Origin of the sequence: Hyphomicrobium zavarzinii ATCC 27496 (assembly GCF_000383415.1) — a bacterium.
Taxonomy (GTDB): domain Bacteria; phylum Pseudomonadota; class Alphaproteobacteria; order Rhizobiales; family Hyphomicrobiaceae; genus Hyphomicrobium_C; species Hyphomicrobium_C zavarzinii.
This window is the reverse complement of the sequence record NZ_KB911258.1, coordinates 1-13,469: the sequence shown is the minus strand read 5'-3', so window position 1 is coordinate 13,469 and position 13,469 is coordinate 1. Positions and strand designations below refer to the sequence as shown.

At 62.1% G+C, this 13,469-nt stretch carries 15 protein-coding genes; 11 read left to right on the top strand and 4 right to left on the bottom strand.

The features are described 5' to 3' along the window. Positions 1-54 precede the first annotated feature (54 nt). From ppsR to F812_RS23545, 6 genes are all read left to right on the top strand, one after another. A complete protein-coding gene (gene ppsR / locus F812_RS0111150; protein ID WP_425337467.1) occupies positions 55-1,416 on the top strand; it encodes a transcriptional regulator PpsR in 1,362 nt (453 codons plus the stop codon). Positions 1,417-1,536: 120 nt separating this feature from the next. Next, positions 1,537-2,448, top strand: a complete 912-nt coding sequence (gene chlG / locus F812_RS0111145) for a chlorophyll synthase ChlG (protein WP_020086061.1) — start codon at positions 1,537-1,539, stop codon at positions 2,446-2,448. Next, a complete protein-coding gene (locus F812_RS0111140) occupies positions 2,445-3,797 on the top strand; it encodes a BCD family MFS transporter (protein WP_020086060.1) in 1,353 nt (450 codons plus the stop codon). Before chlG ends, F812_RS0111140 begins: the two co-directional genes overlap by 4 nt. Before the next feature lie 4 nt (positions 3,798-3,801). Continuing rightward, complete coding sequence (locus F812_RS0111135; protein WP_020086059.1) at positions 3,802-5,019, top strand: geranylgeranyl diphosphate reductase; 1,218 nt, start codon at positions 3,802-3,804, stop codon at positions 5,017-5,019. After that, entirely contained in the window at positions 5,016-5,501 is a 486-nt protein-coding gene (locus F812_RS0111130) for a TspO/MBR family protein (protein ID WP_020086058.1), read from the top strand. The genes F812_RS0111135 and F812_RS0111130 overlap by 4 nt, the downstream gene beginning before the upstream one ends. A gap of 4 nt (positions 5,502-5,505) precedes the next feature. Continuing rightward, positions 5,506-5,796: a hypothetical protein gene (locus tag F812_RS23545; protein WP_020086057.1), complete on the top strand. Its 291-nt coding sequence runs from the start codon at positions 5,506-5,508 to the stop codon at positions 5,794-5,796. On the opposite strand, the gene F812_RS0111120 is transcribed toward F812_RS23545, so the two are convergent. Beyond that, the gene (locus tag F812_RS0111120) at positions 5,797-6,747 is read right to left on the bottom strand and encodes a LysR family transcriptional regulator (protein WP_198011183.1); all 951 of its coding nucleotides are present in this window, start codon (positions 6,745-6,747) and stop codon (positions 5,797-5,799) included. It abuts the gene before it with no gap. Between the two features lie 238 nt (positions 6,748-6,985). On the opposite strand from F812_RS0111120, the gene F812_RS0111115 reads away from it, so the two are divergent. Genes F812_RS0111115 through F812_RS23540 form a run of 3 tightly spaced genes read left to right on the top strand, consistent with a single transcriptional unit; the run spans position 6,986 to position 8,755 of the window. Beyond that, positions 6,986-7,849 carry an HAD family hydrolase gene (locus tag F812_RS0111115; protein ID WP_020086055.1) on the top strand — a complete coding sequence of 288 codons (864 nt, stop codon included), beginning with the start codon at positions 6,986-6,988 and terminating at the stop codon, positions 7,847-7,849. After that, positions 7,821-8,255, top strand: a complete 435-nt coding sequence (locus tag F812_RS0111110; RefSeq protein WP_026868046.1) for a CBS domain-containing protein — start codon at positions 7,821-7,823, stop codon at positions 8,253-8,255. Before F812_RS0111115 ends, F812_RS0111110 begins: the two co-directional genes overlap by 29 nt. Positions 8,256-8,314: 59 nt before the next feature. Beyond that, positions 8,315-8,755, top strand: coding sequence for a CBS domain-containing protein (locus tag F812_RS23540; protein ID WP_020086053.1), 441 nt, complete (start codon positions 8,315-8,317; stop codon positions 8,753-8,755). A gap of 252 nt (positions 8,756-9,007) precedes the next feature. Here F812_RS23540 and F812_RS0111100 read toward each other — a convergent pair whose 3' ends face one another. Together F812_RS0111100 and F812_RS0111095 are read right to left on the bottom strand one after the other, a co-directional pair. Beyond that, positions 9,008-9,406, bottom strand: a complete 399-nt coding sequence (locus tag F812_RS0111100; RefSeq protein ID WP_020086052.1) for an SET domain-containing protein — start codon at positions 9,404-9,406, stop codon at positions 9,008-9,010. 158 nt (positions 9,407-9,564) lie between these two features. After that, positions 9,565-9,903 (bottom strand): YciI family protein, encoded by a 339-nt coding sequence (locus tag F812_RS0111095; protein WP_020086051.1) that lies wholly within the window; start codon positions 9,901-9,903, stop codon positions 9,565-9,567. Positions 9,904-10,066: 163 nt separating this feature from the next. Between F812_RS0111095 and F812_RS0111090 the strand changes: the two genes are divergently transcribed. Both F812_RS0111090 and F812_RS0111085 read left to right on the top strand, forming a co-directional pair. Beyond that, complete coding sequence (locus F812_RS0111090) at positions 10,067-10,465, top strand: hypothetical protein (RefSeq protein ID WP_020086050.1); 399 nt, start codon at positions 10,067-10,069, stop codon at positions 10,463-10,465. A 110-nt stretch (positions 10,466-10,575) separates the two neighbouring features. Next, on the top strand, positions 10,576-11,124 hold the full coding sequence (locus F812_RS0111085) for a putative pterin-binding protein (RefSeq protein ID WP_020086049.1): 549 nt from the start codon (positions 10,576-10,578) through the stop codon (positions 11,122-11,124). A gap of 105 nt (positions 11,125-11,229) precedes the next feature. Here the strand turns inward: F812_RS0111085 and F812_RS26810 are convergent. Next, the coding region (locus F812_RS26810; RefSeq protein ID WP_020086048.1) for an MBG domain-containing protein at positions 11,230-13,469 on the bottom strand (2,240 nt) is incomplete at its 5' end.

Genomic DNA, 13,469 nt, shown 5'->3' with positions numbered 1-13,469 from the left:
TTTGCTCGAGATCCAGGAGTCGTGTTCCGGACCCCCAAAAGAACTCTGGGAGATCTGGACGCCGAAATAGCCGCTAAGCTTATAGCGGCAGCGGCGGATATTGCGCTCGTGGTCGATCCCAAGGGCGTCATTCGCGATGTCGCGTGCGGCAACGACGAACTCGCCAAGGAAGGATTCGAAAAATGGGTCGGTCGGCCATGGGTCGATACGGTAACGACGGAAAGCCGTCAAAAGATTGAAGAATTGCTGGCGGATAACGCAGCAAACGAAGTGCCGCGCTGGCGCCAAGTCAACCATCCCACGAAGCGCGGCGATATCCCGATCCGCTATACTGCCGTGCGTATCGGACCTGGCGCGCGCCTCGTCGCGGTGGGCCGCGATTTGCGACCTGTCGCTGCGTTGCAGCAGCGCCTCGTCGAGGCGCAACAATCGATGGAGCGCGAATACGCGCGCCTGAGGCATGCCGAAACTCGCTACCGGCTGTTGTTCCAGATCGCCTCCGAGCCGGTGCTGATCGTGGATTCGACTAGTCTCAAAATCGTAGAAGCCAACCCGGCATCAGCACAGCTCCTCAACAAGACGGCGAAGCGCCTGACGAGCAGGAATTTCCTCGAACTTTTCGACGCCGAAGGGAGCAAACGGGTCCAGGCACACCTGTCCGCCGTGCGCACGGCCGGCAGCGGGGACGAGGTGAGCGTCAAGCTGAATGGTGAAAAGACGGATTGCCTCGTCTCTGCGTCGCTATTCCGCCAGGACACCAGCGCCCACTTCCTCGTTCGCTTGTCCCGAGCGGACGGCGCGACCGCGCCGAAAGGCGTCTCGAAGCTGTTCTCGGTGGTCGAGAATTTGCCAGACGGCTTCGTCGTCACCGATCTCGACCGCCGGATCCTGAAGGTGAACGCCGCGTTCCTCGACATGGTCCAGCTCGCCACTGAAGAACAGGCGAAGGGCGAGCTTTTCGATCGCTGGGTGGGCCGTTCGGGTGTCGACGTCAACGCGCTCACGACCGCGGTGCGCGAACATGGCGCCGTCCAGAACTTCGCAACGGTCCTTCGCGGCCAATTCGGCTCCTATGAGGATGTCGAGATATCGGCTGTGTCGGTGCTGACCGGCGAGCACCCCTGCTATGGGTTCACCATTCGCCGGGTCAATCGACAAGAATTCCCGAGGGCAAAGGGTAAGAAAGAGCTTCCGCGCTCAGTGGAGCAGCTCACCGGTCTTGTCGGCCGCGTCTCGCTCAAGGAGCTCGTGCGCGAAACGACAGATGTCATCGAGAAGCTCTGCATCGAAGCAGCATTGGAGCTGACAGGCGACAATCGCGCTTCGGCGGCGGAGGTTCTGGGGCTGTCGCGCCAAAGCCTCTATTCGAAGCTGAGACGTCACGGTATCGATTTCACCGACGACGAGCAGGACTGAGCGCCACCACGCTCGACTCCCATTTTCATGAATTCAGCCGAAGCGCGCCTGCACGAAAGTGTGCGCGCTGTTCGACACTTTTCGCTTTCGTCACGCCGAGTGTCATCATAGATTGACACTATGAAGCGTGCATTCCACACAACCACCTCGCCGATACCGTCCGCTTCGGCCGTGCTCGAGCTGCTCAAGCCCATCACCTGGTTTCCGCCGATGTGGGCGTTCGGATGTGGTGTCACGAGTTCCGGCGTAGCGCTCGACGGCCGATGGTCGTTGATCGCGGTGGGCATTCTTCTTACAGGTCCACTCGTGTGTGGCACGAGCCAGGCTGTGAACGACTGGTACGATCGGCACGTCGATGCGATCAATGAACCAGGCAGACCCATCCCATCTGGTCGCGTGCCCGGCGATTGGGGCTTCTATATCTCTCTCGTCTGGACGACACTTTCGCTTGCTGTTGCGGCATTGCTGGGAACTGAGGTTCTCATCGCTGCGGCGATCGGGCTTGCACTCGCGTGGGCCTACAGCGCGCCGCCGTTTCGCCTGAAGCGGAACGGATGGTGGGGAAATGCGGCGGTGGGCGCCTGCTACGAAGGCTTGCCGTGGATCACCGGCGCGGCTGTCATGGCCGGGGCTCTTCCCAACTGGCGCGTCTTTGCCGTTGCGGCACTCTACAGCATCGGCGCACACGGCATCATGACCCTGAACGACTTCAAGTCGATCGAAGGGGACAAGAGGTGCGGCGTCCGCTCGCTGCCCGTTCAACTCGGCGCCGATCGCGCCGCTCGCTTCGCGTGCATCGTGATGGCCGTGCCGCAGGCCATCGTCGTCGGCCTGCTGGTGGCATGGGATCGTCCCGTCCATGCCGCGATCGTCCTGGCTTCGCTCGCCTTCCAAGTGTTCCTGATGAGGAAACTGCTCAAAGATCCTCGCGCTCTGGCCCCTTGGTACAACGCGACTGGCGTTAGCCTTTACGTCACAGGCATGCTCGTCACAGCGTTTGCGCTCCGCGCGTTCCCGGGAGGTTCGCCATGAGCCATCAAAAGCTCGGCTGGTTCGGCATCGCGCGATTGGGTCTTGTTCAGGCCGCACTGGGATCGATCGTGGTTCTGACCACGTCGACGATGAACCGCGTGATGGTGGTCGAACTCGCCTTGCCAGCCATACTACCGGGAGCGCTGGTCGGATTGCATTATGCGACCCAGCTTCTGAGGCCCGCGTTCGGGCATGGCTCCGATCGAGGCGCGCGCCGCACCCCCTGGCTCATCGCCGGTATGCTGGTGCTGGCAATCGGCGCAATCGCAGCGGCCGGGGCGACCGCTCTCATGGGGGTGTCTCTGACCGCCGGTGTACTCGCCGCGGTTCTGGCGTTCCTGCTCATCGGCGCAGGTGTCGGAGCCGCCGGGACAACGCTCCTTGCGCTGCTCGCGACGGCAACCGATCCCGCGAAACGGGCCGGTGCGGCCATGGTCACCTGGATGATGATGATCGCCGGGATCGTGTTCACGACGATCTGTGCCGGAAATCTGCTCGATCCCTACTCGCCACCTCGCCTCATCGCTGTCACGGCGGGCGTAGCGATGATCGCAATTTCCGTAACTTTGATTGCGCTCTGGCGGCTCGAGCCTGCCGATGGCCACGTTGTCGAGGCGAGACCGGCGGCTCCAAACGCTACCGTTTCTTCCTTCAAGCGCGCTCTGGCAGATGTGTGGGCCGACCACCAAGCCCGCGCATTCACGATTTTTGTGTTCGTTTCTATGCTGGCCTATAGCGCCCAGGATCTCATCCTCGAACCGTTCGCCGGGCATGTCTTCGGCTACACGCCGGGGGAATCGACCAAGCTTTCCGGTGTGCAGCATGCAGGAGTTCTCGTCGGCATGCTTCTGACGGGCACGCTCGGCACGTATGCGGCCCGCCGCGGCGTGGGGAGCTTACGCTCCTGGTGCATCGGGGGCTGCATCGCTTCGGCTTTCGCGCTGGCCGGTTTGTCGTTCGGCGCCAGCGCGGGCGATTCCTGGCCGCTCTCCGCCAATGTGTTCGCGCTCGGCGCGGCTAATGGCGCGTTCGCCGTTGCTGCCATCGGCTCGATGATGGAGCTAGCGTCCTCCGGCGGAGAGCGCAAGGAAGGCATCCGCGTGGGGCTTTGGGGCGCCGCACAAGGTATTGCGTTTGGCCTCGGCGGATTGGCTGGCACAGCTTCCGTCGACGTGGCGCGCCTTTTGATTTCCGAGCCTGCAAGCGCCTATGCGCTCGTGTTCGCAGCGGAGGCTCTGCTGTTCATCGTGTCGGCCGTTTTGGCGGCGCGGCTTGCTCGCAGGGAGGAACGCGCTCAGGGCAAACCACCGATCAAGGCAAGCGTCGCGTTTCAATCTGGACGGGGGTGAAGCCATGGCCAGCATTCATGAGGCATTCGATGTCGTCGTCGTGGGAGGTGGACCGTCCGGCGCGACAGCCGCAACCGACCTCGCACGCGCGGGCTATTCGGTGCTGCTCCTGGATCGCGCCGGACGGATCAAGCCCTGCGGCGGCGCCGTGCCGCCCAAGCTCATCGCCGAATTCGAGATTCCCGATCATCTGATCGTTGCGAAGGTCGGAGGTGCGCGGATTTTCGCTCCCAGCGCGCGCAAGGTCGAGATGCCGATCGATGCCAACGGGTACGTCGGGATGGTGGATCGCGACGTGTTCGACGAGTGGCTGCGGGAACGCGCGCGGACGTCCGGCGCAGAGCGCCGCAGTGGAACATTCCTGGCCTTCTCGCGCAGCGAGGACGGCGCGCCTCTCATCACCTATCGAAGCCGCCACGAGGAGGGTCACGAAGAAACAACAACCGTCCGCGCGCGATGCGTCGTTGGCGCAGACGGTGCCTTGTCGGCGGTCGCGCGGCAGACCGTGCCCGGAGCAGACCGCATTCGCTATGTCTTCGCCTACCACGAGATCGTCAAGGTTCCGGATGGACTGCGCGCGGTCCACGGTTCGAACTACGACGGCGCGCGTTGCGACATCTACTATCAGAGCGCCTACTCGCCGGATTTCTATGCGTGGGTCTTCCCGCACGGGACCACCGCCAGCATCGGAACGGGCAGCGCCAACAAAGGCTTCTCATTGCGGAGCGCGGTCGGAACGCTGCGCGAAAGAACCGGCCTGGCGGCGACCGAAACCATCCGAAAAGAAGGGGCTCCCATTCCGCTTCGCCCGCTCCGACGCTGGGACAACGGTCGCGACGTCGTCTTGGCAGGAGACGCCGCGGGCGTCGTCGCACCGGCTTCGGGGGAAGGCATCTACTATGCAATGACGGGCGGGCGTCTGGCCGCCGATGCCGCCGCCATGTTCCTCGCTACGGGCGACGCGAGAGCGCTCCGAAGCGCGCGCCGGCGCTTCATGGGCGTGCACGGCCGCGTGTTCTGGATCCTCGGTATCATGCAGAAGTATTGGTACGGGAACGAGAAGCGGCGCGAGCGCTTTGTTACCATGTGTCAGGACCGCGATGTCCAGCGGCTAACCTGGGAGGCCTACATGAACAAGCGGCTTGTTCGTCGCGAACCCCTCGCCCACGTGCGGATATTCTTCAAGGATCTTGCGCACCTTTTCGGGGTGGTGTCGCCGTGACACGATCCAGTCTCTGGCTTCCTGTCCTCGCGGCAGGGTCGGCCGCGCTCGTCATCGCATTCCTCGGCGGCAGCATGACGGATACCGGTCCCTGGTACCAGGGATTGACGAAACCGGCCTGGCAGCCGCCCGGATGGGCTTTCGCACCCGCGTGGACGATCATATTCGCGCTTGCTGCACTCTCCGCAGCCATTGCCTGGCGCGATGCGCCGACTGACGCCGATCGAGAGTGGGTGATCGCAATGTTTGCGGCCAACGGTGTCCTCAACGTGCTTTGGAGCGGTCTGTTCTTCACCGCGCAACGGCCGGATTGGGCGCTCTTCGAGGTCGCGATCCTCTGGATTTCGATCCTAGTGCCGATTGTCGTTATCGGACGCTATTCCCGCCTGGCAAGCCTGCTCCTACTACCCTATCTCGCGTGGGTGGCTTTCGCCGCATTCCTCAATTACAGGGTCGTGCAATTGAACGGTCCGTTTGGGTGAACCGATGCAGGATCTTTTCGACAGCGGCCGGATCGTCGACCTGATCCTTCTCTTCATGGCCGTGGAAGGCGTGCTGCTGGTTCTCGCGAAGTCGCGAACCGGTGTCGGATTGTCTCTGCGCGGCGCAGTGAGCGTCCTAATGCCGGGGCTGGGGCTCCTGCTTGCTCTTCGCGCGGCACTGGCCGGACAAGACTGGACGATCGTCGCTCTCTTTCTTTTTGCTTCTCTCGTGGCACACATCGCGGATTTGCGGCTGCGCATGAGCACAAGCTCCGATCCGCAAAGAGAGCCCTGATCAAGTTTGCCGGCTGCGAGCCGTTCTGGCGTGCCGGCTGGCGCGGGGAATGAGCACCGAAACGTCGGGCAGGAAATCCCTGGCGTTGCTCACCAGGAATTTCCAAAGCGCAGTGCCTGCCGGAAGAAGCTTCTTTGCCTTCGGACGAAGAAGGTACCACTTCCTGACGACCGGCAGCCCCCGGACGTCCAATACGACAAGACGTCCCTCCGCAATTTCAGCAGCGACGGTGTGGGCCGAAATGAACGCCACGCCGAGCCCGGCCATCACCGCCTGCTTGATGGTCTCGTTGCTGCCGAACTCCATCGCAAGCCGCGGCGCTACATCGGCCTTTGCGAAGATGTGATCGTTAAGAATGCGCGTGCCGGACTCGGGCTCACGCAAAAGAAACGTCTCGTCAGCGAGCGCCCTTAGGGGAATTCCCTTCGCGGATACGAAGCGATGAGCTGGCGCGGCGACAATGACGTGCGGGTGGTCACCAATTTCCTGCTTCTCAAGCGCCACGGTTTCCGGCGGCCGGCCCATGATCGCCATGTCGACCTTGAAGCATTCAAGCGCTGCAATCGTCTCTTGCCGGTTCCCGACAAGCAATTCGAGTTGGACGTTTGGGTTGTCGCGGGCGAATGCAGCCAAGGCGATGGGCGCAAAATACTTGGTTGTGCTCACGACACCGAGTGAGGCCTTGCCGCTCTCAAGCCCCTTCAAGGCGCGCACCATGTCATCGCATTCTTCCAGCGCAGCCTCGATCCGGGCATGTAACTGCAGAGCGCATTTCCCAGCGTCGGTTGGTCGCATGCCTGCTTGAGCGCGATCAAAGAGGGGCAATCCGACGCTCTGCTCGAGCATCTTGAGCTGAAGGGCGACGGCCGGAGCCGTCACTCCTAACTGATTGGCTGCGCCCGTGATTTTTCCGCCATTCGCAACTGCAGCAAGAACGCGCAGTTGTTTCAAGGTGGCATTTCGCTGAAACGGCCCTCTAAGTTTTTCTTTCATCGCTACAAAGCAATTTGAAATTCACGAGCCCGCCCAGTCGCACCAACTTGACAGGTGTGAGCGTACCCCTGTCCGTCCATGTTGTCAGCCAAATTGGACGTCCAAATCGCGCACTGCGATCGCTCTCCAGCTTTCTCGTCTCGAATGGCATCAGCGCTTCGCCAATTGAGGCAACCGAACGGGAAAAGGGCCGCACATGACGCTCGGGACAATAATCTTCGCCCTTGATGGAGTTATCGCGGAGACGCATGAAGCGCGGCGCGAAGTATTCAACGACGTGTTTTCCGAAGCGGGCGTCGGGTGGCATTGGGACCGAGCCTGCTACGCTCAGCTCCTCAGAGATTCCCGCGGCCAGGAGCTGGCCGCCAGTGCCCTCATCGAGGCGTTCCTCAGAGAACGCGTCGTGCGCCCGCGACATCTCGGCGATTTGTCCAACATGATTGCCGCCATGGAACGGCGGCACGCGTCTCTATTGCGCGACCGCTTTGCGCATCGGCGCGTGCAACTTCGCGCCGGCATCGCACCGTTTCTACATGCGGCCGCAAGAGAGGGGATTACCCTCGCGATCATGGCGCGCGACGATAGCGAGAACTGCCGCACGCTTCTTGAAACGCGGCTGCCAGCCGAGTTGAGCGGAGCGATAGAGATTATCGCGCTCAAGCCGCATTGCGACATGAAAAATGGGCCCAGCACATATTCGAATATTGCCACCGCGCTCGATATGGACATGCGTCGCTGTCTCGTCGTGGAAAGCTCGGCTCCGAGCCTCGCGGAGGCGCGCGCGGCCGGGATCGCGGGGCTCATGACCTGGGGTCTCTACCCTCGGATGGACGACATCACGTCGCCGCGCAACCTAGGCCTCACAACATCCATCGCGGACGCATTCAGCTTCCTTCTCAACCGTTGGGACTGTGCGCCTCCCCGTGACCTGCTTTCCTACATCCGCGACGTGCACAGCATGCAATGCCGGCTTCTCTACCCCTCGGATATTTTTTCTCCTGCGAGCGCATTCCTGCAAAATGAGGTGAACCATGTTGGTCTCCGACATCTTGAAGCATAAGGGCGGCGAGGTAAAAACCGCGCGATCCGACGAAACAGCAATGTGTGTCGCCAAGCGGCTCAAGAGTGAGCGGGTCGGCGCTCTGGTCGTCAGCGACGACGGCTGGTCCCTCGACGGGATCATTTCCGAGCGCGACATTGCGTTCGGCCTCGCCGCTCATGGCGCAGGCCTCTACGCCATCCCGGTTGCCGATCTCATGACCCGTTCCGTCATTACGTGCGGACCGCGTGACAGCATCGCACAGGTCATGAGCGTGATGACGCAGCGGCGCATCCGCCATCTTCCGGTCCGCGATGGCAATCGTTTGATTGGCGTGATCAGCATCGGTGACGTCTTGAAGCACAGGCTTGGCGAACTCGAGCTGGAGGCAAACGTATTACGCGATTACGCCATCGCTCGCGGCTGAGGACCTCAGTCATGAGCCCAGTCAGCACCAATCACATAAAACGCAAGGGAGAAGGCCCGATGAAGCGACGCATTTCCAAGGTTTCCGATATCATTTCCAAAAAGCCGGTACACACCATCAAGAGCGACGAAACGATCGGATCTCTTTCAAGGAAGCTGCAGAAAGAGCGGGTCGGCGCAATGGTCGTCAGCGACGATGGCACTTCCATCGCCGGAATTATCTCCGAGCGCGACATCGCCTATGCGCTCTCGCTGCATCGAAGCAATCTTCACGAGATGACCGTGGGCGCGCTCATGACAAGGAAGGTCATAACCTGCTCACTGAATGATCGCGTTTACGACGTGGTGCGCCAGATGGGCGAATGCCATATTCGGCACGTTCCCGTCGTCGACAGCGGAAAGGTGGTCGGCATGGTCGGCATGCGCGACGTCCTCGAGCAGCGTCTCGAGGAACTGGAGGGCAATCTGCATCTCATGAAAAAGCTTGTCGTAGCAAGCTAACGGGGCAGTCAATGCGAAGCGCGGCGGACACCGCCGCCTTATTCGCATGCGATGACGAGCCCTGCTCCCGCCGGTCGCCGGCCCTGGCGCCTCCAGGGTTGGCATGCAAAGCGCGCAGCCCCAGCAGGATCGTCATCTGCGCGCGGCGAGCGGCAACAGGTCTGCCTTCCACGAGCCTCTCCGGAAATTGGCAATGGGAAGATGCCGGTGGAAGCGCGACTCATGCGCCTTCTACGGCGGCATCGGTGTTCGTTACCTGGAACACTTTGCGCAGCGGCAGGCTCCTGCGAGATGTATCTCGAAATACTCCTCGCCGTAGTCGTAAGATAGCTCTTCGCCAAGCTCGATCGCGCGGAGCGCGAAGACATAAATGCGACGTTTGCTGAGAACGATCTCGCAATTCGGTGCGCACGAGTGATTGATGAAGCGAGCCGTATTTGCCGGTATATTGCCGTCGATCATGCTCTCGTTGCTTGTCCAGAAGAGATATTTCCCGCGGTTCTCCTTGATCTGTTTGGCCGTGGCGGGCCGCCCGAAGTATTCGATGACGCATGATCCCTTGGGTATGCGTTCTTGGGCGAAAAGACCCCGGCCACTGTGCGACCGAAGTACTTTGAGCTGGAAGGCCCCCGGTACGAAGCGTCGCTTCATGGGGACAGCATGCCTTGCTTCATTTTCTCTCCATCTCGCATGCCACATGGGGGGAGCGCATGCCTAGCATAAAGCCGAAATTTCGCGAGTCCCGTAGAGACGCGATTGTCGGAAGGTCACCCCCCTCGCGTCGTTCTGCGGCATCACGGGCTCCGCCATCAGACGAGTGGGTCGAACATGATCTCCCGGACCTCCTGCGCGCAGCGGCAAGCGACAGCGAACTTGGCAGCCCACTCCAGCGCGGCAGCGTGTGACGGCACATCGAGAATGACGAACCCGCCTATAACGGCTTTTGTCTCCGGGAACGGGCCGTCAGAAACCGTTCCATCGGTGGCCACAATGCTCGCCCTCTGCCTTTGCACCCCGCCGCCAAAGATCCATACTCCTGCCTCCTGCGCGGCGTGGACGACCGCGTGAGCTGCCTCACCCACGGCTTCCAACTCCTCCTCGGGGATCTTCATCGTGCCATCGTCGAACGAGATCAGGTACCGCGTCATCTGAAGACTCCCTTGGCAGAGGTCACTGTTGATCCGGCGTTAACTTATGGCTCCTCGCGACGGACTAAAGGCTTTAAACAAAGCAAGCAATACCTCCCGCTTGTGCGACGGGGCTGGGCACGAACAATTCTGGGTTCCGCTGGCGTTTGACTGGAGACGAGGCATGTACGCGTTTGCGATCGCGGCGGGGGCAATGGCCCTCTACTTTGTGGTGGCGGCGGTGCAGCGGCCGCGGCCTGCCGGAATCCTAGCCGCGGTCTTGTGGGGGGCCTACTCCGTCTACGAGTACTATGTGGCCAACGGCACCCTGTGCGATACAGATTGCAACATCCGCGTCGATCTCGTGCTCTTTCTCCCGCTGCTGGGGAGCGCGGCCTATCTCGCCTTCCGGAAAGAGCCGCGTAGAGGCGCCGTCGCAATTCTCTACGTGATCTGCCTCGGCATTGTCGCGTGGGTGGCAGCGGCCTTCGGCTACATTGCGGTGGCTGTGGTCGCCGGCGTGGCCACGCTCATCGCCGCCGCCTACGGCCTCAAACCGAGCATCTCTGGCAGCCAAGCGTGACGAAGGCCGTGATCGACTTCGCAATTGTCTGCTAGGCTGGGGTACGTCGAACAGCAAGGTGTTTGCTTCGCGACTGGAGTCGTAAGGAACTGTGATCTGAGGAGGCACGGGTGCAGAAGTTTCTTTCGGTCGCGATGGCCGCTTTCGCGCTGCTGATCGGTGGAGCATCGAACGCCTCCGCTGGGCCAGAACCATCGATCCTGACCATCACGGGCGAGATTTCGCATCCAAATCGCGGGGCGCTCGACCCGTTCCGCGACGCGTTCCTGATGCATAAGGAAAAGACGTTTGCGAAGGCTTTTGCCTTCACGCTCTCCGCTCTCGCTGCCCTGCCGCAAACCAAAATTTCAACCAACGTCGAAGGCTGGCCGGGGAAGATCGAACTCGAAGGACCGCGGTTGCGCGACGCGTTGGCTGCAGCCGGCGTCGCCCCGGATGCCACGATCGCGGCGACCGCGCTCGACGGCTACAACGTCGAGCTGACGCCGGAGGAGATGGCCTCACACGACTGGATCCTGGCGGTCAGCGCCGACGGGGTGCCTTTGTCGATCGGCGGGCGCGGCCCGGTCTGGCTGATCCACGGCACAGACGGAAAAGCGGTCTCGCAGGAGGTGGAAGCGACGTGGGTCTGGGCGCTCTATCTTCTCGAAGTCAAATAGCCTGCAAGCGTTGCCGCGCGGATGAGACAAGCGGCATCGTAGCAAAAGCCCCTCACCTCACCATGCCTCACTGCCCAAACGGACGTTCACTCGGGCGAGCTGCTTTCAGTCGTTTTCACTATCTTCGTCGGCGGCGACCTGATTGTTGAATTCGACTGGGAAGAGAGGCGAAGTCTTGTCGCTGCTCCACCGTTCCATTGTTTGGCCAGCCACAAGTGTTTGCGGCGTCATCGAACTCAGGCTCGGACCTGACGGGGGCTTGGGATCGATGACGAGCATGCCGGGCATGTAGCCGATCGTATAGTTGCCCGATGACAGGCCGGAGACCGTGATGTCGTAGCTCCCGGTCTTGTGAGAACCCTGGGCGCTTCCGCCGTAAACGAGCGTGCCCCCCAGGACCGACGGCGTGTCCCAAACGGCGAGGCCGGCGTAGCTCACGCCGTTGCCACCGTAGAATGCGACGCCATCGTTGACGCGCGTGACATTCAACGCCGTGACAGTGAGCGAGCGCGGCGTGATGGCGAATGTCGTGCCCGGCGTGAAGGTGAGGTTGTAGTTCCCGCCAAGATCCAGCGAGCCCTGCTCGATAGCATAGCTGCCGACATTCTCGCCTGCCGCTCGCGACAGGTCGCCCGAGAACGCATCGCTCCCCACCAGCGAGCCGGAGCTGATCGCATACGCGAGAACAGGGTCGGCGTTGCCGTAGATCTTGGTTTGACCCGCGTTTGCAGCAACCGTCACGGGCCGCGGTGTGATCGCGAATGAGGTGCCCGGAACGAAGCTCAGCGTGTAGTTGGCGCTCAGCGCCAAGGAGCCTGCGCCGATGCCATACGTCCCGACGTTCTCGCCAGAAACGCGATCCAGTACTCCTGAGAACGCCTCGCTTCCCACGAGCGTGCCCGAGCTGATGTGATAGGTGAACACCGGATCGGCGTTGCCGTAGACCTTGGACTGGCCTGTGTCGGCAGTCACGGTGATGGGCCGCGGCGTGACCGCGAATGTGGTTCCGGGCGTGAAGGTGAGCGCGTAGTTGGAGGACGCCGCTATCGTGCCCTGGCCGATGGCGTAACTTCCGGCGTCCTCTCCAGTTGCGCGGGTCAGCGCGCCCGAAAGCGCATCGCTGAACGCCATCCCCATGCCGCCGATGGTGTAAGCGAACGCCGGGTCGGCGTGGCCGTAGATCTTCGACTGACCGGAATCCGCCGTCACGGTGATAGGCCGCTGCGTGACGGCGAAGGTCGTGCCCGCCGTGAAGGTGAGCGTGTAATTGGAGGACGCCGCTATGGTTCCCTGACCGATGGCGTAGCTTCCGACGTTCTCTCCGGCTGCGCGGGTCAGCGCGCCCGAAAGCGTATCGCTAAACGCCAAGCCCAGGCCTCCGATGGCGTAAGCGAACACCGGGTCGGCGTTGCCGTAGACCTTCGACTGACCGGCGTTTGCCGTCACGGTGATCGGTCGCTGCGTGACCGCGAATGTGGTGCCCGGCGTGAAGGTGAGGCTGTATTTCCCGCCAAGATCCAGCGAGCCCTGCTCGATAGCATAGCTGCCGACATTCTCGCCTGCCGATCGCGACAGGTCGCCCGAGAACGCATCGCTCCCCACCAGCGAGCCGGAGCTGATTGCGTAAGCGAACACCGGGTCGGCGTTGCCGTAGACCTTCGACTGACCTCCGTTTGCCGCCACGGTGATCGGCCGCTGCGTCACGGCGAAGGTCGTGCCCGGCGTAACCGTCAGGGTATAGTTTGGACCGAGCGTGAGCGAACCCAGCGCAATGGAATACGTTCCGACGTTCTCGCCTGTCGCTCTGTCGAGGGTGCCGGAGAACGCGTCGCTTCCCACGAGCGTGCCCGAGCTGATCGCGTAAGCGAACACCGGGTCAGCGTTGCCGTACACCTTGGCCTGGCCTGTGTCCGCCGTGACCGCAATCGCTCGCGGCGTGACCGCGAATGTGCTTCCGGGCGTGAAGGTGAGCGCGTAGTTGGAGGACGCCGCTATGGTGCCCTGGCCGATGGCGTAGCTTCCGACGTTCTCTCCGGCTGCGCGGGTCAGCGCGCCCGAAAGCGTATCGCTAAACGCCAAGCCCAAGCCGCCGATGGTGTAAGCGAACGCCGGGTCGGCGTGGCCGTAGATCTTCGACTGACCGGAATCCGCCGTCACGGTGATAGGCCGCTGCGTGACGGCGAAGGTCGTGCCCGCCGTGAAGGTGAGCGTGTAATTGGACGACGCCGCTATGGTCCCCTGGCCGATGGCGTAGCTTCCGACGTTCTCGCCTGCTGCACGGGCAAGAGCGCCCGAAAGCGTATCGCTGAACGCCAAGCCCAGGCCGCCGATGGTGTAAGTGAACG

Coding starts and splice junctions, on each gene's coding strand:
- chlG (WP_020086061.1), top strand. CDS start 1,537: ATGAAGCGTGCATTCCACACAACCACCTCGCCGATACCGTCCGCTTCG.
- F812_RS0111140 (WP_020086060.1), top strand. CDS start 2,445: ATGAGCCATCAAAAGCTCGGCTGGTTCGGCATCGCGCGATTGGGTCTT.
- F812_RS0111135 (WP_020086059.1), top strand. CDS start 3,802: ATGGCCAGCATTCATGAGGCATTCGATGTCGTCGTCGTGGGAGGTGGA.
- F812_RS23545 (WP_020086057.1), top strand. CDS start 5,506: ATGCAGGATCTTTTCGACAGCGGCCGGATCGTCGACCTGATCCTTCTC.
- F812_RS0111115 (WP_020086055.1), top strand. CDS start 6,986: ATGACGCTCGGGACAATAATCTTCGCCCTTGATGGAGTTATCGCGGAG.
- F812_RS0111110 (WP_026868046.1), top strand. CDS start 7,821: ATGTTGGTCTCCGACATCTTGAAGCATAAGGGCGGCGAGGTAAAAACC.
- F812_RS23540 (WP_020086053.1), top strand. CDS start 8,315: ATGAAGCGACGCATTTCCAAGGTTTCCGATATCATTTCCAAAAAGCCG.
- F812_RS0111100 (WP_020086052.1), bottom strand. CDS start 9,406: ATGAAGCGACGCTTCGTACCGGGGGCCTTCCAGCTCAAAGTACTTCGG.
- F812_RS0111095 (WP_020086051.1), bottom strand. CDS start 9,903: ATGACGCGGTACCTGATCTCGTTCGACGATGGCACGATGAAGATCCCC.
- F812_RS0111090 (WP_020086050.1), top strand. CDS start 10,067: ATGTACGCGTTTGCGATCGCGGCGGGGGCAATGGCCCTCTACTTTGTG.